The sequence below is a fragment of the Sphingomonas oryzagri genome (assembly GCF_029906645.1).
Lineage (GTDB): Bacteria > Pseudomonadota > Alphaproteobacteria > Sphingomonadales > Sphingomonadaceae > Solisphingomonas > Solisphingomonas oryzagri.
In genome coordinates this window covers 899,515-918,301 of record NZ_JARYGZ010000001.1, presented here as the reverse complement: position 1 = coordinate 918,301, position 18,787 = coordinate 899,515, and the positions used below count along the sequence as shown (strand labels likewise).

The following is an 18,787-nucleotide window of genomic DNA, read 5'->3' as shown; positions in this document are numbered from 1 at the left end:
CCTGAAAACTCCTTACTGGCTGTCGGCGGCTCTGACCGCTTCGACGAACTGGGTGAGCTCGGCGATCGCCGAATCGATATCGGCGCGCTGGCGCTTGAGGCTCTCGATATGCGCGTCGCACTTGGCGACGGTCACGCGACGCTGCTCGTGGCGATCATCGCCGACATCGTAGAGATCGATCATCTCGCGGATGTCCGACAGGCTGAACCCGACGCGCTTGCCGCGCAGGATCCACGCCAGCCGCGCGCGATCGCGCTTGGAATAGATACGCGCGAGGCCGACACGCTCGGGCGCGATCAGCCCCTCGTCCTCGTAGAAGCGCAGCGCGCGGGCGGTGACGCCGAACTCCTCTGCGAGATCGGTGATGGTGTAGGTATCCCGATTGTGAAGGTCGGGCGTGTCGATGGTGGCCGGGCCGTTCATGACCCGAACGATTAGTTGACGTTTACGTTAAGGTCAAGTCAGATGCGGACGAGTTCGCCGCCATCCAGCCGCCGATAGAAGCAGCTCGGCTCGCCGGTGTGGCAGGCCGGTCCCGCCGGGTCGACGATCAGCCAAAGCGCATCCTGATCGCAGTCGATCCGCATTTCGCGGACCGTCAGCACATGGCCGGACGATTCGCCCTTCTTCCACAGCCGATTGCGCGATCGGGAGAAGAACCACGCCTCGCCGGTCTCGATCGTCCTGGCCAGAGCCTCCGCATTCATGTGCGCGAGCATCAGCAGTTCGCCCGTCCCGGCGTGGCTCGCCACCGCCGTGATCAGGCCGTTCGCATCAAATTTCGGATCGAGGGCCGTGCCCTGCTCGCGGTCGTTCACCATGACCTTCGGCTAGCTATGTGACAAAGGGGCGACAAGTGCGAAGTCATTCCCTATATGCGCGCGCAACCCCGATACTGCGAACGGAATCGCCCGACGATGCTCACGACTCATCCCTTCGATGACGACAAGCTGCGCGAGGAGTGCGGCGTCTTCGGCATCTACGGTGCCGACACCGCCGCCGCCATGGTGGCGCTGGGCCTGCACGCGCTCCAGCACCGCGGACAGGAAGCCGCCGGCATCACCGCGTGGGACGGCAAGAGCTTCCACACGCACCGCGCGATGGGCCATGTCGCCGGCAATTTCGACCGCGACGACGTGATCCGCGCGCTGCCCGGCCGGATGGCGGCGGGTCACGTCCGCTACGCCACCACCGGCGACACGGCGCTGCGCAACGTCCAGCCGCTCTACGCCGATCTCGCCTCGGGCGGCTTCGCGGTGGCGCATAACGGCAACATCTCCAACGCGATGAAGCTGAAGCGCGATCTCGTCCGGCGCGGCTCCATCTTCCAGTCGACCAGCGATACCGAGGTGATCATCCACCTCGTCGCCACCTCCAGCTACCGCACCCTGCTCGATCGCTTCATCGATGCGCTCAAGCAGATCGAGGGCGCCTACAGTCTCGTCTGCACCACGCCCGAGGGGATGCTCGCCTGCCGCGATCCGCTCGGCATCCGCCCGCTGGTGATGGGCCGCGTCGGCGACGCCTATGTCTTCGCGTCGGAAACGGTGGCGCTCGACATGGTGGGCGCGACCTTCCTGCGCTCGGTCGAGCCGGGCGAGATCGTGATCGTCAGCGAGAAGGGCATCCGCTCGCACCGCCCGTTCGCGCCGATCGGCCCGCGTCCCTGCATCTTCGAGCATGTCTATTTCTCGCGTCCCGATTCGATCGTGGACGGCACCAGCGTCTATTCGGTGCGCAAGCAGATCGGCGTGGAACTCGCCCGCGAAAACCCGGTCGAGGCGGATTACGTCATCCCCGTCCCCGATTCGGGCACGCCGGCGGCGATCGGTTATGCGCAACACTCCGGTATCCCGTTCGAGCTCGGCATCATCCGCTCGCACTATGTCGGCCGCACCTTCATCCAGCCCGGCGACGGCATCCGCCACCTCGGCGTCAAGCTGAAGCACAATGCCAACCGCGCCCTGATCGACGGCAAGAAGATCATCCTGATCGACGATTCGATCGTGCGCGGCACGACGTCGCTCAAGATCGTGCAGATGATGCGCGATGCCGGCGCCAAGGAGGTGCACATGCGCATCGCCTCGCCGCCGACCCGCCATTCCTGCTTCTACGGCGTCGACACGCCCGAGCGGGCCAAGCTGCTGGCGGCGCAGATGTCGGTCGCCGAGATGGCCGACTATATCAAGGTCGACAGCCTCGCCTTCCTCTCGATCGACGGGCTTTACCGGGCGCTCGGCGAGGAAGCCCGTGACGAGGGCAAGCCGCAATATTGCGACGCGTGCTTCACCGGCGACTATCCGACCCACCTGACCGACCAGGAAGAGGTGGCACCCGGCGACCAGCTCTCGCTGCTGGGCGAGCGGGCGGCGTAACCCTTCTTCACAGGATGTGCGAAGAATGACCGACAAGCCGCTCGCCGGACAACTCGCGCTCGTCACCGGCGCCTCGCGCGGCATCGGCGCGGCAACGGCCGAGGCGCTGGCGGCCGCCGGTGCCCATGTCGTGCTGACCGCGCGCACCTCGGGCGGGCTGGAGGAACTGGAAGAGCGCATCCACGCGGCCGGGGGCTCCGCCACGATCGCGCCGATGGACCTGACCGAGAGCGACTCGATCGCGCGCCTCGCCACCGCGATCGGCGGACGCTGGGATGCGCTCGACATCCTTGTGCTCAACGCCGGCCTGCTCGGCGATCTTGCGCCGGTGCCCTCGATCGACGGCAAGCGTTTCAACCAGCTGCTAACGCTCAACGTGCTGGCCAATCAGGCGATGCTCGCCAATTTCGACCAGATGCTTCGCCGTTCGGAGCGGGGCCGCGTCGTCGCGATCACTTCGACGGTCGCGCGCCAGCCGCGCGCGTACTGGGGCGCCTACGGGGCCTCCAAGGCGGCCCTCGAAAACCTCGTGCTGGCCTATGGCGACGAGGTGGTGAACCTCTCGACGATCCGCGTCGCGATCGTGAACCCCGGCGCCACCGCCACCAGGATGCGCGCGGACGCCTATCCGGGCGAAGATCCCGCGACGATCCAGCAGCCGGCCGATGCCGGAGCGAAGATCGCGCGGCTGATCGTGGACGATTACGAACCCGGCCTGGTCACCAGCCTGACCGCTTGATCCGTCACACCGCCCGGCTAGGCTCCGCCTCCCAATAGCAAGGAGGCCGTCATGCCCTCTCCGGGTCCGTGGGAACATCAGCGCCGCGCCGGCATCGCCGACGATATCGATTTCGAGATCAAGGGTCAGGAACTCCAGTTCGTCGAGATCGAGCTGGATCCCGGCGAGAGCGCGGTGGCCGAGGCCGGCGCCTTCGTCTGGAAGGATGCCGCGATCGGCATGACCACCGTGTTCGGCGACGGATCGGGCGGCGAAGGCGGTTTCATGGGCAAGCTGCTCGGCGCCGGTCGCCGGCTGGTCACCGGCGAGAGCCTGTTCACCACCGTCTTCACCCACAACGGCTCCGGCAAGGCGCGGGTCGCCTTCGCCTCGCCGACACCGGGCGCAATCCTGCCGCTGCGCCTCGCCGATCTCGGCGGTACTTTGATCTGCCAGAAGGACGCCTTCCTCGCCGCCGCCAAGGGCGTCTCCATCGGCATCCACTTTCAGCAGCGGATCATGACCGGCCTGTTCGGCGGCGAGGGCTTCGTCATGCAGAAGCTGTCCGGCGACGGCTGGGTGTTCGTGCAGATGGGCGGCACGCTCACCGAGCGGACGCTGGCGCCGGGCGAGCAGCTCCACGTCGATACCGGCTGCGTCGCCGCTTATACGCCGAGCGTCGATTTCGACCTGGAGCGGGCGGGCGGCGTGCGATCCATGCTGTTCGGCGGCGAGGGCGTGTTCTTCGCGCGGCTGACCGGGCCGGGCAAGGTCTGGATCCAGTCCATGCCCTTCTCGCGCCTCGCCGGGCGGATGCTGCTCGCGGCCGGTGGCAAGGGCGGCAATCGCGGCGAGGGATCGATCCTCGGCGATTTCGGGCATTTCATCGGAGGGAACGAGTAGGCTCCCGCCGGAATTCCAAACTCCGTTCGCACTGAGCGAAGTCGAAGTGCGGGCTGAAAACGCAGCGCTTGCTGCCCGTCCTTAGACTTCGCTCAGGACGAACGGATCGAAGGAGCTATCCCTTCACCCGCCTATACGCCGCGAGCGCCCGCTCGCGCGCCTCGCGGTGGCCGATCAGCTTTTCAGGATAGTTCTCCGGCCGGCACCCCGCCTCGTCGGGATCGTGAATCGCGTCGTCGGGCAGATCGGCCAGTTCCGGCACCCATTCGCGGATATAGTCGGCCGCATCGAATTTTTCCGACTGGCTGAGCGGCGCCATGATGCGAGGGAACATGTTGGAATCCACCCCCGTCCCCGCCGTCCACTGCCAGTTGACGCCGTTATTGCCGTAATCGGCATCGACCAGACAGTCCCAGAACCAGCGCTCGCCCTCGCGCCAGTCGATCAGCAAATGCTTGATCAGGAAGCTCGCCGCGATCATCCGCACCCGGTTGTGCATCCAGCCCATCGCCCAGAGCTGGCGCATCCCGGCATCGACGATCGGGTAGCCGGTGTGGCCCCGCTGCCATGCGCGCAGATCGGCCTTGGCCGCCTTGCCCGTGCGCCACGGCATCCTGTCGAACTGCTCGCGCGTACTCTTTCGGCCGACATCGGGATATTGCAGCAGGATGCCCTGCGCGTAATCGCGCCAGCCGATCTCGCCGAGGAACGTCCGCACCGAGCCGCCCTCGCCCGCCACGCGATGCCAGACCTGCCGGGGCGTGATCTCGCCGAAATGCAGGTGCGGCGAGAGGCGAGAGGTGCCTTCCTGTGAAGGCAGGTTGCGCGTCGCCTCGTAGTCCTTGGCCTCGCCGATGAACTGATCGAGCCGCGCGCGGGCGCCCTCCTCGCCCGGTTCCCAGTCGGAGAAGCCTGTGGCCCAATCCGGCTTCGTCGGCAGCAGATCCCACGATCCCAGCGCTTCGGTTGACGGCCATTTCGACGGCGTCGGAATTTTCGCAGGCATCCGCGCGGGATCATCCGGCGGCATATGCTGCGAGAGCGCGCGCCAGAACGGCGTGTAGATCTTGAACGGCTTGCCCGCCCCCGTGCTGATCGATCCCGGCGGCGCGAGCTGGTTACTGTCATGGAGAACGAGATCGAGCCTGTCCGCGAGCGCCTCTTCCGACGCCACCCACCATGGTTCGTAGTGGCGAATCGCGTGTATGGCCGTAGCGCCGCACTCCGCCGCCAGTTCCGCCAGCACGTCGGCCGCATTCCCGCGCCGCAGGATCAACCGAGACCCCTTGTCGCGCAGCGCCTGTCCCAGCGCGGCGAGACTGTGATGCAGCCACCAGCGCGAGGCGCCACCCATGGCGTGATCGCCCGGTCCGTCGTCATCGAGCACATAGACCGGGATCACCGGCCCGCCATGGCAGGCGGCGACGAGCGCGGGCTGATCGGAGAGGCGAAGATCCTGGCGGAACCAGAGCAGGACGGGTTTGGTCATCCCGCCCCCTACGCCCTCACTCCGCCCGTGGTTCCTTCCCGACCATCCAGGTCTGGCCCTTCCCGATCAGTTTCTGCAGATCGGCCGCCTTGCCTTCGGAGGCCCTGGCGTTCTGCTCGACCACCGCGCTCTCGAAGGTCGGCGCGGGGCTGCTGTAGATCGTGCCGAGCGCCACCGGGTAGTCGCCGAACGGCATCTCGACCAGCATGTGGGCAATGCCGCGATTGGTCTCGTCATGAACGATCACGCCCGCCGCCTGCCAGTCGCCATCGACGACATCGACCACCTTGAGCGTGAGCGTCCCGACATCGAGCGTCAGCCCCTTGGCTCCACCCTCGAACAGCATCGGCTTGCCATTCTCCAGCCAGAGCTGCCTGGCGGCCGCCTGCGCCTTCTCGGTGAAGGGCGCGAACACCTCGTCATTGTAGACGATGCAGTTCTGGAAGATCTCGACGAAGCTGGCGCCCTTGTGCGCGTGTGCGGCCTTGAGGACGGTCGGCAGATTCTTGTGCACGTCGATCCCCCGCGCGACGAAGCGCGCGCCCGAACCCAGCGCGAAGGCACAGGGGTTGGCCGGGCGATCGACCGATCCGAACGGCGTCGAGGGCGAGCGCGTACCGACCCGGCTGGTCGGCGAATATTGGCCTTTCGTAAGGCCGTATATCTCGTTGTTGAACAGCAGTATCTGGCAATCGAGATTGCGACGCAGCAGGTGCATCGTGTGGTTGCCGCCGATCGACAGCGCATCGCCGTCGCCGGTGATGATCCACACGTCGAGTTCCGGATTGGCAAGCTTCACTCCCGTCGCCACCGCCGGCGCACGGCCGTGGATGGTGTGAAAGCCGTAGGTCTCCATATAATATGGGAAGCGAGAAGAGCAGCCTATCCCACTGATGAAGACCGTATTCTCCGGCTTCACGCCGAGTTCGGGCATGGTCCGCTGAACGGCCTTCAGGATCGCATAGTCGCCGCATCCGGGGCACCAGCGCACCTCCTGGTCGGTCTCCCAATCCTTGGGCTTGGAGGTGATGGGAGTCATGTCGTTCATTATCGCAGGCTCCGTTCGTCCCGAGCGAAGTCGAGGGACGTGGCCGATCGTGTAGCGACTTCACTCGACACGATCGGGGACAGGGTGAGCATCAGTTCAGCGCGCCCTCGATTGCGGCTTCGATCTCGGCGATGCGGAAGGGCTGGCCGGAGACCTTGTTGAGCGGGCGGGCGTCGACGAGATACTGGTCGCGCAGCACGGTCTTGAGCTGGCCGGTATTCATTTCCGGCACGAGGATCTTCCCGTAAGTCCTCAGAAGATCGTCAAGATTAGCGGGCATGGGCCAGATGTGGCGAAGGTGGATGTGGCTGACGTCCAGCCCCTTCGCCCGCGCACGACGCACCGCCTGGTGGATCGGCCCGAAGGTCGATCCCCACCCGATCACGACCAGCGCCGAGCTTTCCTCGCCGAGCGTCACCTCCTGCGGCGGGATATGCGCGGCGATGCCATCCACCTTGGCCTTGCGCGCATCGGTCATCGCCTGGTGGTTGGCGGGGCCGTAATCGATGTTGCCGGTCTCGACCTTCTTCTCGATGCCGCCGATACGGTGGAGCAGGCCGGGCGTGCCGGGCTTCACCCACGGCCGCGCGCCTTTCTGGTCGCGGGCATAGGGCAGGAATTTCTCGCCCTCGGCCGGCGCCTCGGTGCGGAAGGCGACAGGAAATGGCTCGTAGCCCCCCATGTCCGGCACCTTCCAAGGCTCGGCGGCGTTGGCGATATAGCCGTCGGTCAGCAGCATCACCGGCGTCATGAACTGCGTCGCGATCCGGCAGGCCTCGATCGCGCAGTCGAAGGCGTCGGCGGGCGAGCGAGCGGCGATCACCGGCATCGGCGCGTCGCCATTTCTGCCGTAGACCGCTTGATATAGGTCCGATTGCTCGGTCTTGGTGGGAAGTCCGGTCGAGGGGCCGCCGCGCTGCGAATTGACCACAACCAGCGGCAGCTCGGTCATGATCGCGAGCCCGATCGCCTCCCCCTTCAGTGCGATGCCGGGGCCGGACGAGGAGGTGACGCCGAGCTTGCCCGCATAGGAGGCGCCGATCGCGCTCGCCACCGCGGCGATCTCGTCCTCTGCCTGGAAGGTGGTGACGCCATATTCCTTGAGGCGCGACAGGTGGTGCAGGATCGCCGAGGCGGGGGTAATCGGATAGCCGCCGAAGAACATGTCGACGCCGGCGAGCTTCGATCCCGCGACGAGGCCCAGCGAGATCGCCTCCGCGCCCGTCACCGTCCGGTAGAGGCCCGGCTCGGCGGGAGCCGGGGCGACGCTGTGCTGCTGGAGGCGGGCGACATCGCCGCCAATCTCCGCCGTCTCGCCAAAGGCATGGCCGGCGTTGAGTGCCGCGATGTTGGCTTCGGCCAGTTCGGGCGCCTTGGCGAATTTCGCCTTCAGCCAGTCGATCAACGGCTGCCGTTCCCGATCGAACATCCAGAGCGCCAGCCCCAGCGTCCACATATTCTTGCAGCGCAGCGCTTCCTTGTTGCCGAGGCCGAAGGGCTTCACCGCATCGAGGGTCAGCTGCGAGATGTTGAGCTTGAACAGCTGCCACTTGGCGAGGCTGCCGTCGGCGAGCGGATTGGCGCCCTCCGCATAGCCCGCCTTGGCGAGATTGCGCGCCGAGAACTCGCCCTCGTCGGCAATGATCAGGCCACCGGCCTTCAGCGCCTCCACGTTGGTCTTGAGCGCAGCCGGGTTCATCGCCACCAGCACGTCGGGCTGGTCGCCGGCGGTCTCGATCGCGGTCGAGCCGAAGTTGATCTGGAAGGCCGAGACGCCGAAGGTCGTGCCCTGCGGCGCGCGGATCTCGGCGGGGAAATCGGGGAAGGTGGCGAGGTCGTTGCCGGCGAGCGCAGTGGAAAGCGTGAACTGCCCGCCGGTCAGCTGCATACCGTCGCCGGAATCCCCGGCGAAGCGGACGACGATAGACTCTGGCGCGGGATGCGCCTGGGCCTCTGCGGGCGTGAGCTCGCGTGTGGCTGTGGCCATATCTAAACACCCTCATGTCGCCGGCGCTTGGGAGCGCTCTTGCAAAGAGGAAGGTAGGCCTCAGCGCCCGCCGGTCAATGAGGAAAAGCGGTCATGCGCGTCGGCGAGCGCCAGCATCGTGCGGGCATGGCGTCGCGCGACCGCCATGCGATCGTTGCCGTAGCCGCCGCCCAGCACGCTGGCGAGCGGGATGCCGGCTTCCACCGCCAGCCGCATCACGAAGCGATCGCGCGCCTCCAGCCCGTCATCGGTGAGTGCCAGGCGGCCGAGACGATCCCCTTCATGCGGATCGACACCCGCCTGATAGAAGATCAGGTCCGGCCGCACGTCTTCGATCAGGCGGGGCAGATGATCGGCGAGCGCGGCCAGATACACGTCATCCCCCGTTCCGTCCGCCAGCCCGACGTCGAGATCGGAGACAGCCTTGCGCGCCGGGAAATTTTTCTCGCCGTGCATCGAGAAGGTGACGATATCGTCGCGGCCCGCCGTGAGCGCCGCCGTGCCGTCGCCCTGATGCACGTCGAGATCGACGATCAGGACGCGCCGCACCGCCGCTTCCGCGATCAGCCGGCTGGCCGCAATGGCGAGGTCGTTGAACACGCAATAGCCCGCGCCCGTGTCGTAGAGCGCATGATGGCTACCCCCCGCCCCATTCGCCGCAAAGCCGTGCAGCAGCGCCAGCTGCGCCGCCCGCCATGTCCCGCCCGGTGACAGCAAGGCGCGGCGCGCGATCCGCTCGCTGATCGGGAAGCCGATGCGCCGTTCCTTCTCGGGCGGAACGGTGCAGGTCATCACCTGCTCGACATAATCGGGATCGTGGACCGCCTCGATCCAGTGGCGCGGCATCGGATCCGGCCGATGCACCTCGTAGACAGCCCCCATCTCGTCCAGCGCCATCGGCACAAGGCCGTATTTGTCGAACAGCATCCCCGTGCCCGGCGCACCGGGCGAGACATAATCGGGATGATGGACGAAGCGCAGCACCATGACGTCATAGCCGGCAACGGCAGGCGCGCGAGTGGGTTTCATCCCTGTCGTCCGCCGGTTAGGGAACGGACACCCCGCCGCCCAAGGAGTCGTCCGTGACCGAGCCTTACGTCCGCCCCGACGTCGCCGCTTTCCTGGCCTATCTCGCCTCGGTGCCGTCTCCGCCGATCGATCAGGTCGAGCCGACGGTCGCGCGCAAGCTCGCCGCCGCGATGTCCGGCGTCGCCGATCCGCCCACCGGCGCGATCACAGTGAAGCGGGATCTCGTCATGCCCGGCCCGGCCGGCGACATCCCGCTGCGCCTCTACGATCCGCGCGAGAGCCGCGAGCCGGGGCCGGTGATCGTCTTCTTCCATGGCGGCGGCTGGGTGCTGGGCGATCTCGCGAGCTACGACTCGGCCTGCGCGGAGATCGCACGCGTGCTGGATCTGCCTCTTGTCTCGGTCGATTACCGGCTCGCGCCCGAAGCCCCCTGGCCCGCCGGACCGGACGATTGCGAGGCGGCCGCACGCTGGATCGCGAGTGCGCCGACCGAACTCGGCCTGTCGCCCACCGGACTGGTGATCGCAGGCGACAGCGCGGGCGGCACGCTCACCATCGTTACCGCGATCGCGCTGCGCGAGGCACCCGCCGCGCTGCCGGTGGTCGCGCAATGGGCGATCTATCCAGCCGCCGACATGGTGACCCGCTATCCCTCCTTCAAAGCGCTTGGGGCAGGGTATCTGCTGACCGAGGAAGCGATGGTCTGGTTCAACGGCCATTACCGCCCCGACGTCACCGACTGGCGCGGATCGCCGATGCAGGCGGACCTCGCCGGGCTGCCGCCCGCGCTCGTCACCACCGCCAGCCTCGATCCGATCCGCGATCAGGGGCGCGCCTATGCCGCCGCCCTCGCCAATGCGGGCGTGCCGGTGAGCTTTCGCGAGGCGCACGGCAACATCCACGGCTTCCTCAACATGCGCCGCGCCATCCCCTCGTCGGCGGGCGACGTCGCCGCCAGCCTCGCCGCCCTCAAGTCCCTGCTTTCGGAGATTGCCGCGTGACCGACCTGCCCTACCGCCCCGCCGCCGGGATCATGCTGGTGAACGCCGAGGGCAAGGTGTTCGTCGGCCAGCGGCTCGATTCGACGGCGGAGGCCTGGCAGATGCCGCAGGGCGGCGTCGATCCCGGCGAGGATGTCGAACAGGCCGCCTTTCGCGAACTGGAGGAGGAAACCGGTATCCCCCGTCACCTCGTCGAGATCGTCGCGCGCGCAGCGGAGGATCTCGACTACGATCTGCCGCCCGAGCTGGTCGGCAAGCTGTGGAAGGGCAAATATCGCGGCCAGCGCCAGGCGTGGTTCCTGATGCGCTTCCTCGGCACCGACGCCGATGTCGCCATCGAGACCGCCCACCCCGAATTCCGCGCCTGGAAATGGGCCGAGCCGAGCGAATTGCCGGACATGATCGTGCCGTTCAAGCGCGCGCTCTACCAGAATGTGCTACGCGCGTTCGCGCATCTGATCTGATAAATCACCAAAGGGGAATTTCGCGCATGTTGTCTCGCGTCCTGATCCTGTGCCTGGCATCGAGCGCGACGGCCGCGATCGCCCACGCACCGGTGACGGAACCGGCGCCGGTCGTCCTCCCCGTCACGGAACCGGAACCGCTGCCCCCGATCATCTGGCTCGCCCCGCCGCCGAAGAGCGGATCGTTCGACGCACCCGATGGCGAGGCACCGCCCGCGCTGCTCACCCTCTACCTCCCGCCGCCGCCCAGCCCCAATGCGGTGGCGCTGCCCCCCGCCGCGCGCGCCGTGCTGGAGCAGGCGATCGGCACGCACGATGCCGCCACCTTCGCCGCAGTGGAGAAGGCGGCCCGCGAACAATATCCGGACGGCGGCCCGCAGATCGACGCGCTCGCCGCCAAGAATGCCGCGCAGATCGCCGAGAAGCAGGCGGCCGACGCGCGCGCCAAGGCCGAGGCGCTGGCCGCCGCCACCTTCCTCGACAACTGGAAGGGCGAGGTCGATCTCGGCGGCTCGTACACCAAGGGCAATGTCGATGCGGTCGCCGTCTACGGCGCGTTCAAGCTCAACAAGGAGGGGTTGCGCTGGCGCCATGCGCTGTCCGCCCGCGCCGATTACGCCAAGAGCGGCGGCCAGCTTTCGACCGACAAGGATACGGCCGCCTACCAGCCGCAATACAAGATCGACGATCGCCTCTATGCCTATGGCATCGGCCAGTTCGACCGCGACGAGATCCTGGGTATCCGCTACCGCTTCACCGAGGGTGTCGGCCTTGGCTATACGCTGGCCCGGAACAGCAAGTTCAAGCTGAGCGTCGAAGCCGGCCCGGCCGTGCGCGAGACCAGCTATATCGGCCAGCCGCGCGATACCAAGCCGGCGGGCCGCGGCTCGGTCAATTTCGACTGGAAGCCCAATGGCAATATCGAACTGACCAACAATTCCGCGCTCTATGTCGAGCATAACGATACCAACATTACCTCGACCACGGCGCTCACGACCAAGCTGTTCGGGCCGATCAAGGGCCAGCTTTCCTACAACCTCACCTACGAAGACGACGTGCCGGGGCAGGCTAAGAGCTTCGACACAATCACGGCGGCCGCCTTGGTCTATTCGTTCTGAGGCGGCGGAGCGGCGGGGGTTGGCCCGCGTCGCGCTCCGCTCTAATGGTTGCGGATGTCACCATCGCACAGCGACGCCAGCCTCGAACTCGCCACCGGGCAGCCGATGCTCGACCAGACGCTCGATTGGGCGGCGATCAACAGCGGCACGGCGAACCTCGCCGGACTCGCGAGCGTGGCCGGTCGATTGGCCGATGCGTTTTCGGATCTGCCGGGCGAGGTGGAACTGCTGGAAGCCGATCCGGTCGAATCCATCCTGCCCGACGGCGCCACCCGCACGGCCCAGCGCGGACGCAACCTGCACCTGATCGTCCGGCCCGAAGCGCCCGTCCAGCTGCTCCTGACCGGGCACATGGATACGGTGTTCGGCGTCGATCATCCCTTCCAGTCGATCCGCACGCTGGATAACGGCCACATCAACGGCCCCGGCGTCGCCGACATGAAGGGCGGCATCGCGATCATCCTCGCCGCGCTGAAGGGGCTGGAGGCCAGCCCGCTCAGCGATCGCGTCGGCTACGAGGTGGTGATCAACTCGGACGAGGAGACCGGCAGCCACGGCTCCGCCGCGCTGATAGCCCGCGCCGCGCAGGGCAAGGCAGCGGCGCTCACCTATGAGCCGGCCGCGACGCCGGAGGGGCTGCTCGCAGGCGCGCGGCCGGGCAGCGGCAATTTCTCGATCGTCATCGCCGGTCGCTCCGCCCATGCCGGCCGCAATCCCGAGGACGGGCGCAACGCGGTTCTGGCGGCCGCCGATCTCGCGCTGCGTCTTGCGAAGGCGAAAGGCCCGCGCCTCTCCGTCAATCCGGCGAAGATCGACGGCGGCGGCCCCAACAACGTCGTACCCGATCACGCGGTGCTGCGCGTCAACATGCGCCCCGCGACGCCAGAGGATCAGGCCCGCGCGCAATCGCATCTCGATGCCGCGATCGCGATGGTCGCGGCCGAACATGGCGTCCATATCCACTGCCACGGCGGCTTCGCCCGCCCGCCCAAGCCGCTCGATCCCGCCGCCGAACGCCTGTTCGAGCTGGTCAGGGATTGCGGCGCGCGGCTCGGCCAGACTATCGCATGGGCACCGTCGGGCGGTGTCTGCGACGGCAACAACATAGCGGCCTGCGGCGTGCCCGTGGTCGATACGATGGGCGTCCGCGGAGGCGCCATCCATTCAGGGGAGGAATTTCTGATCGTCGAGAGCCTGGCCGAACGGGCCCGCCTGTCCACCCTCGTGCTGCTCGAACTCGCCGAGCGGGGCCGTCCGTGAGCGGCTTCCGCATCCGCGCCTCGCGCGCGACCGATCTCGATTCGCTCTACGAGATGGCGAAGCTGACCGGCGGCGGCTTCACCAACCTGCCCGCCGACAAGGACGCGCTCGCCGCCAAGCTGACACGCTCGGCGCAGGCCTTCGCGAAAACGGAGGAGACCACCGGCGACGACGTCTACCTGTTGATGCTGGAGAAGGTGGAGACGGGTCAGGTCATCGGCACCGGGCAGGTCTTCTCGACGATCGGCAACCGCTGGCCCTTCTACAGCTACCGCATCGGCGTGCTGAGCCAGGCGAGCCAGGAACTCGGCCGCACCTTCCGCGCCGAGATGCTGAGCCTCACCACCGATTACGAGGGCACGACCGAGGTCGGCGGCCTGTTCCTCCACCCGCGCGAGCGCGCGGGGGGTCTCGGCCTCCTGCTCGCCCGCTCACGCTACCTGTTCATCCGCCAGCACCGCCAGCGCTTCGCCGACCGGGTGATCGCCGAGCTGCGCGGCGTGATCGACGAGGCCGGCGGATCGCCCTTCTGGGATGGCCTCGCCGGCAAGTTCTTCGGCATGAGCTTTCAGGAGGCGGACCAGTTCAATGCGGTCCACGGCAACCAGTTCATCGCCGATCTGATGCCCAAGCACCCGATCTACACCGCGATGCTGCCCGATACGGCGCGCGCGGTGATGGGGATGCCGCATCCCACCGGGCGCGCCGCGATGCGGATGCTGGAGGGCGAGGGCTTCCACCACGAAGGCTATATCGACATCTTCGACGGCGGCCCGACCATGGCCGCGCAGACCGACAAGATCCGCACCGTGCGGGACGCCAAGGCCGCGACCCTGGTCGCCACCGATGCGACCGGTGGCCAGAAGGGCCTGATCGCCAAGGGCCGGCTGGAGGATTTCGTCTGCGTCCACGGCACGATCGAGGAGAGAGACGGCGACGCGGTGATCGATGCCGAAAGCGCGAAACTGCTGGGCGTTTCGGCCGGTGACGAGATCGTCTATGTCGCGCGCTGACCTCGTCGAAATCAACTTCGACGGCATCGTCGGGCCGACCCACAATTATGCGGGCCTGAGCCTCGGCAATCTCGCATCGAAGAAGAATGCCGGGCAGACCTCGCACCCCCGCGCCGCCGCGCTGCAGGGGCTGGAGAAGATGCGCGCCAATATCCGGCTCGGTCTGACGCAGGGCATCCTGCTGCCGCACCGGCGCCCGGATTCGGAATGGCTGGAGGGTCTGGCCACCGATGCCGCCAACGCCGGGCCGCTCTGGCCGGCCGCGACCTCCGCTTCGGCGATGTGGGCGGCCAATGCCGCGACCGTCTCGCCCGCGCCCGACAGTGCGGATGGCCGCTGCCACCTGACCGTCGCCAATCTCGTCACGATGCCGCATCGCAGCCACGAATGGCCCGGCACGCTGGCCCAGCTGAGGCTCGCCTTCGCGCACGAGGCGTTCGCGGTGCACCGCCCCGTCCCCGCGCCGTTCGGCGACGAGGGCGCCGCCAATCACATGCGCCTGTGCGATCATCACGGTGCGCCCGGCGTCGAGGTGTTCGTCTATGGCGAGGCCAGCGGCCCCTTCCCCGCCCGCCAGCATCTGCAGGCCAGCGCGGCCATTGCCCGCCGCCATGGGCTGAACGAGGCGCTCTTCGTTCGCCAGTCGGACGAGGCGATCGCGGCCGGCGCCTTCCACAACGACGTCGTTGCCGTCGCCAACGAGCGCGTGCTGTTCGCGCACGAACACGCCTTCGCCGACAAGGCGTGCTTCTTCGCCGATCTGCGCGAGCGCCTGCCCTCCGTCGAGATCGTCGAAGTGCCGGCCGAGGCGGTGAGCCTCGAAGACGCCATCGCCAGCTATCTGTTCAACGCCCAGCTGGTCACGTTGCCGGAAGGCGGAATGGCGCTGATCCTGCCGACGGAAGCGCGGGGCGTCGGCCGCGTGTGGGAGTGGCTGGAGGCGCTGGTCGCGGGCAACGGACCGATCCGGCGGCTGATCCCTGTCGACGTGCGCGAATCGATGGCCAATGGCGGCGGTCCCGCCTGCCTGCGGCTGCGCGTGGTCTGCGATCCCGCGACGGTCGATCCGCGCTTCCTGGTCGATGAGACCAGGCTCGATCGGCTCGCGGCAGTGATCGCCGCGCACTGGCCCGAAAGCGTCGCACCCGATCAGATCGGGACGCTCGGGGGCTGGCCCGAGGCCGTGCGCGCCCGCGCCGCCTTGCTGGAAGCGCTCGATCTCGGCGAGCTGATCTAGATATTAACCCGGATTTAGGGTTTTTCGTGCCATCACCGCGCCGGGTTTACTTTCGGAGGCGGGCATGGCCGCATCGGCGTTCGAGCTGCCGCTGGACAAGCGGGACAACAAGCGGTCGCGGCTGCTGCTGACGGCGCGGATGGAATGCGATCTCGGCACGATCGAGGTCCACCTGCTCAACATCTCGCATTCGGGCGCGAAGCTCGATGCCGAACGCGCGCCGGCGCGTGGCGAGACGGTCACGCTGATCCACGGCGAACTCACCGTTTCGGGCAAGGTCGCCTGGGTCGAGGACACGCGCTTCGGCGTCGCCTTCGATCATTCGATCGACGAGAAGTTCCTCGTCAACCAGGGCCAGCATCACCTCAACGGCTGACGGGTTCCTCGAGGGCCAGCAGCGCGAAGGTGGCGAGCCAGTGTTCGCCCATATAATCCCCCTCGACATGGGTCAGGCTCGCGGCGAGATGCCGTTCGGCCGCTGACCGCGCGACCGCCGTCGCCGGATGCCCCTCGCCCAGCACCGCCGCCACGCCGCGCCAGCACCAGGCACGGCTGAGGTTCAGCCCATCGAGATGCGCGATCTTGCCGTCGCTGCGATCCGAAACATAAGCGGGCGCGAAGAGCGTCGCGGGCTGGCCGCCCGCCGCATCCGGCAGGAAGGCGTCGAACCAGCGCACGAAGGCCGGCCCATCGAGCAGGCGGCTCATCAGCAGCGCCTCGGTGAGCGTCGGCGAGAGGAAGTCGTCCCCGCTCGGCTCCCACGCCTGCGCGGCGCGATCCTCCCCGAACCAGGCCGGCGCGCGCTCCGCGATCAGGTCGGCGAGCGCGGCGTCATGCTCGCGCGCCCAATCGAGCGCCAGCACCAGCGCGAAGGCGGTGTTGAAATGCGCGCCGCTGCGGATCGCGTAGGTGAGCTGCGGGAGGTGCGCCTTGAAACGATCGTCGAAGGCGCGGGCCAGCGGCTCCAGCGCCGATGCCCAGCCCGCATCGTGCCGCGCCGCCTCGCCGTGCAGCGCGAGCAGCCACGCCCAGCCATAGGGCCGCTCGAACCCGCGTGACGTCGGCCGCGCGAGATAGGCGAGTTCGCCCGCCACCTTCTCCGGCACCAGCATCGCGTCGGCCCGCGCGGCAATCTCAGGCGCCTCGGCCATGTCCGGAAACAGCCGACGCAGCCTCAGCAGCTGCCACCAGCCATGCACGCAGCTGTGCCAGTCGAAGCTGCCGTAGAAGATCGGGTGCAGCTCGGACGGCGTCCGCACATCCTCCGGCCCGGCCAGCATGTGCATCAGCATGTTGGGATATTCCTGGCCGATATGGCCAAGCGTCAGGCGCGCGAAACGGGATGCGGTTTCAACAGTGGTCATCTCGGAAAAGCCAGCCACCAGATCAGGAGGATATTGACGAGGAGCAGCGGCAAGGCGGTCGGCGCCTGCGCGCGGATCACGCCGTTGCGGTCTTTGAGTTCCAGCAGCACGGCGGGGACGATGTTGAAGTTCGCCGCCATCGGCGTCAGCAGCGTGCCGCAGAAGCCTGACAGCATCCCGATCGCGCAGACGATCGCCGGATCACCATGGTGCTGGTGGATGAGCAGCGGCAGGCCGACCGCCGCCATCATCACCGGGAAGGCGGCGAAGGCGTTGCCCATCACGATCGTGAACAGCGCCATGCCAAGCCCATAGGCGATGGTCGCGCCGATCAGGCTGCCGTCCGGGATCAGGCCACCGACCAGGCCACCCACCACAGTGCCGACGCCGGACAGCGCGAAGATCGCGCCGAGGCTCGCCAGCATCTGCGGCAGCAGCGCCGCCCAACCGACCGAATCCATCAACCGCAGCCCCTCACGGAAGGGTGTGGCAGGGCGCGGCCGCAGCCAGGCCACCGCCGCAGCCAGCGCGATCAGCACGCCGATGGCCAGGCAGACGAGCGTCGCCTGCTTGGGATCCGCCCAGCCCGGCCACCAGCGCGCCGCGAAGGTGCCGACCAGTGCCACCACCGGCACGATCAGCACCGGCAGGAAGATCGCGTTGCCACGCGGCGCCTCCGCCCCCGCGCGCGGCCTTCCCGCGCGGGCCAGGCCGGTGCCGGCGATGGCGACGATCGCCAGCACCAGCACGCCATTGCCGATGTCGCCCAGCCGGTCACCCAGCAGGAAGCTGATCGCGACGAGGCCCCAGAGCGCGGCATTGCCCCAGCGTCGGTCGAACGCCGCCAGACCCGCGTAGACGGCGAAAAGCGCCCCCGCGACGGCATAGACGAACGGCAGGCCGATCATGCCGCCGTCCCCCGAGCCAGCCTGCGATCGAGCCACCACAGCCGGAAGCCGTGGATCAGGAAGGCCGTGATCGCGCTCGGGATCGCCCAGACCGAGAGCTGGGACGGCTCCAGCACGATGCCGAACTGCTGGAGCAGCCCTTTCATCAGCAGGATCGATCCGACCGCGAGGAATATATCCTCGCCGAAGAACAGCCCGACATTGTCGGTCGCCGCCGCAAGCGCCTTCACCCGTTCGCGCGTGGCCTCGTCCAGACCGCCTGCCTGACGCTCGGCCAGCGCCTCGGCCATCGGCGCCACCAGCGGACGGACGGTCGGCGCGGGCCCGGCGAGCGAGGTCAGCCCGATCGCGGCGGTGAGCTGGCGGAACAGCAGATAGACGATCAGCAGGCGCCCCGCCGTCGCGCGGCCGAAGCCCGCCACCACCGCCCGCGCGCGCTCCTGCAGGCCGAAGCGTTCCAGTAGTCCGATCACCGGCAGGATGATCCAGATGATCGTGACGTAGCGCGTCTCGTTGAAAGCGTGGCCGAACGCGGCGAGAATCGCGACCGGGTTCAGTCCTGCCGCCAGCCCCGTCACCAGCGCGGACGCGGCGACCACCAGCAGCGGATTGAAGCGCAGCAGGAAACCCAGGATGATGACGGCGATGCCGGACAGCACCAGCATCAGCGCGTGCCCACCCGTCGGCAGCGGACCGCGACGACAGCATCTCCATACGAACCGACCATGCCGGGCTGTGGCGCCCCATTCCGCATCACCGCCTGCGGATCGCCGGCAACGATTCCGGTGAAGCGGTTGCCACGATCGATCCGGAACTGCCAGGCCATCGGCTTATTGAGACGGTCCGGCAGAGAAGGTCAATCGAAACACCGCC

General features: G+C 67.8%; 20 protein-coding genes. 10 read left to right on the top strand and 10 right to left on the bottom strand.

The window, feature by feature from the left end; genetic code table 11:
- Positions 1-12 precede the first annotated feature (12 nt).
- Positions 13-423 (bottom strand): MerR family transcriptional regulator, encoded by a 411-nt coding sequence (locus tag QGN17_RS04335; protein WP_281043284.1) that lies wholly within the window; start codon positions 421-423, stop codon positions 13-15.
- Positions 424-461: 38 nt separating this feature from the next.
- On the bottom strand, positions 462-821 hold the full coding sequence (hisI, locus tag QGN17_RS04330) for a phosphoribosyl-AMP cyclohydrolase (protein ID WP_281043283.1): 360 nt from the start codon (positions 819-821) through the stop codon (positions 462-464).
- 96 nt (positions 822-917) lie between these two features.
- On the opposite strand from hisI, the gene purF reads away from it, so the two are divergent.
- From purF to QGN17_RS04315, 3 genes are read left to right on the top strand one after another with little or no spacing between them, the layout of a single operon-like run.
- Positions 918-2,375 (top strand): amidophosphoribosyltransferase, encoded by a 1,458-nt coding sequence (gene purF, locus QGN17_RS04325; protein WP_281043282.1) that lies wholly within the window; start codon positions 918-920, stop codon positions 2,373-2,375.
- A 25-nt stretch (positions 2,376-2,400) separates the two neighbouring features.
- A complete protein-coding gene (locus QGN17_RS04320; protein ID WP_281043281.1) occupies positions 2,401-3,114 on the top strand; it encodes an SDR family NAD(P)-dependent oxidoreductase in 714 nt (237 codons plus the stop codon).
- A gap of 51 nt (positions 3,115-3,165) precedes the next feature.
- Positions 3,166-3,996 carry a TIGR00266 family protein gene (locus QGN17_RS04315; protein ID WP_281043280.1) on the top strand — a complete coding sequence of 277 codons (831 nt, stop codon included), beginning with the start codon at positions 3,166-3,168 and terminating at the stop codon, positions 3,994-3,996.
- 115 nt (positions 3,997-4,111) lie between these two features.
- Here QGN17_RS04315 and QGN17_RS04310 read toward each other — a convergent pair whose 3' ends face one another.
- The 4 genes from QGN17_RS04310 to QGN17_RS04295 form a co-directional block, all read right to left on the bottom strand.
- Positions 4,112-5,485 carry a cryptochrome/photolyase family protein gene (locus QGN17_RS04310; RefSeq protein ID WP_281043279.1) on the bottom strand — a complete coding sequence of 458 codons (1,374 nt, stop codon included), beginning with the start codon at positions 5,483-5,485 and terminating at the stop codon, positions 4,112-4,114.
- 16 nt (positions 5,486-5,501) lie between these two features.
- Entirely contained in the window at positions 5,502-6,533 is a 1,032-nt protein-coding gene (locus QGN17_RS04305) for a 2-oxoacid:ferredoxin oxidoreductase subunit beta (protein ID WP_281043278.1), read from the bottom strand.
- Between the two features lie 91 nt (positions 6,534-6,624).
- On the bottom strand, positions 6,625-8,520 hold the full coding sequence (locus QGN17_RS04300; protein ID WP_281043277.1) for a 2-oxoacid:acceptor oxidoreductase subunit alpha: 1,896 nt from the start codon (positions 8,518-8,520) through the stop codon (positions 6,625-6,627).
- Between the two features lie 60 nt (positions 8,521-8,580).
- Positions 8,581-9,504, bottom strand: coding sequence for a histone deacetylase family protein (locus tag QGN17_RS04295; RefSeq protein WP_281045136.1), 924 nt, complete (start codon positions 9,502-9,504; stop codon positions 8,581-8,583).
- A gap of 98 nt (positions 9,505-9,602) precedes the next feature.
- On the opposite strand from QGN17_RS04295, the gene QGN17_RS04290 reads away from it, so the two are divergent.
- From QGN17_RS04290 to QGN17_RS04260, 7 genes are all read left to right on the top strand, one after another.
- Entirely contained in the window at positions 9,603-10,550 is a 948-nt protein-coding gene (locus QGN17_RS04290; RefSeq protein ID WP_281043276.1) for an alpha/beta hydrolase, read from the top strand.
- Positions 10,547-11,014, top strand: a complete 468-nt coding sequence (locus QGN17_RS04285; protein ID WP_281043275.1) for an RNA pyrophosphohydrolase — start codon at positions 10,547-10,549, stop codon at positions 11,012-11,014. The genes QGN17_RS04290 and QGN17_RS04285 overlap by 4 nt, the downstream gene beginning before the upstream one ends.
- 26 nt (positions 11,015-11,040) lie before the next feature.
- Complete coding sequence (locus tag QGN17_RS04280; protein ID WP_281043274.1) at positions 11,041-12,132, top strand: DUF481 domain-containing protein; 1,092 nt, start codon at positions 11,041-11,043, stop codon at positions 12,130-12,132.
- 54 nt (positions 12,133-12,186) lie between these two features.
- Positions 12,187-13,392, top strand: a complete 1,206-nt coding sequence (locus QGN17_RS04275; protein WP_281043273.1) for a hydrolase — start codon at positions 12,187-12,189, stop codon at positions 13,390-13,392.
- Positions 13,393-13,445: 53 nt separating this feature from the next.
- Positions 13,446-14,405, top strand: coding sequence for an arginine N-succinyltransferase (locus QGN17_RS04270; protein ID WP_281045135.1), 960 nt, complete (start codon positions 13,446-13,448; stop codon positions 14,403-14,405).
- The gene (locus QGN17_RS04265) at positions 14,392-15,642 is read left to right on the top strand and encodes an N-succinylarginine dihydrolase (protein WP_281043272.1); all 1,251 of its coding nucleotides are present in this window, start codon (positions 14,392-14,394) and stop codon (positions 15,640-15,642) included. Before QGN17_RS04270 ends, QGN17_RS04265 begins: the two co-directional genes overlap by 14 nt.
- 64 nt (positions 15,643-15,706) lie before the next feature.
- Entirely contained in the window at positions 15,707-16,018 is a 312-nt protein-coding gene (locus QGN17_RS04260) for a PilZ domain-containing protein (protein WP_281043271.1), read from the top strand.
- On the opposite strand, the gene QGN17_RS04255 is transcribed toward QGN17_RS04260, so the two are convergent.
- From QGN17_RS04255 to QGN17_RS04240, 4 genes are read right to left on the bottom strand one after another with little or no spacing between them, the layout of a single operon-like run.
- Positions 16,008-17,006, bottom strand: a complete 999-nt coding sequence (locus tag QGN17_RS04255) for a DUF2891 domain-containing protein (protein ID WP_281043270.1) — start codon at positions 17,004-17,006, stop codon at positions 16,008-16,010. The genes QGN17_RS04260 and QGN17_RS04255 overlap by 11 nt on opposite strands.
- Positions 17,003-17,914 carry a DUF979 domain-containing protein gene (locus QGN17_RS04250; RefSeq protein ID WP_281043269.1) on the bottom strand — a complete coding sequence of 304 codons (912 nt, stop codon included), beginning with the start codon at positions 17,912-17,914 and terminating at the stop codon, positions 17,003-17,005. The genes QGN17_RS04255 and QGN17_RS04250 overlap by 4 nt, the downstream gene beginning before the upstream one ends.
- Entirely contained in the window at positions 17,911-18,579 is a 669-nt protein-coding gene (locus QGN17_RS04245; RefSeq protein WP_281043268.1) for a DUF969 domain-containing protein, read from the bottom strand. The genes QGN17_RS04250 and QGN17_RS04245 overlap by 4 nt, the downstream gene beginning before the upstream one ends.
- Positions 18,579-18,740, bottom strand: coding sequence for a hypothetical protein (locus QGN17_RS04240; protein WP_281043267.1), 162 nt, complete (start codon positions 18,738-18,740; stop codon positions 18,579-18,581). Before QGN17_RS04240 ends, QGN17_RS04245 begins: the two co-directional genes overlap by 1 nt.
- Between the last annotated feature and the right edge of the window lie 47 nt (positions 18,741-18,787).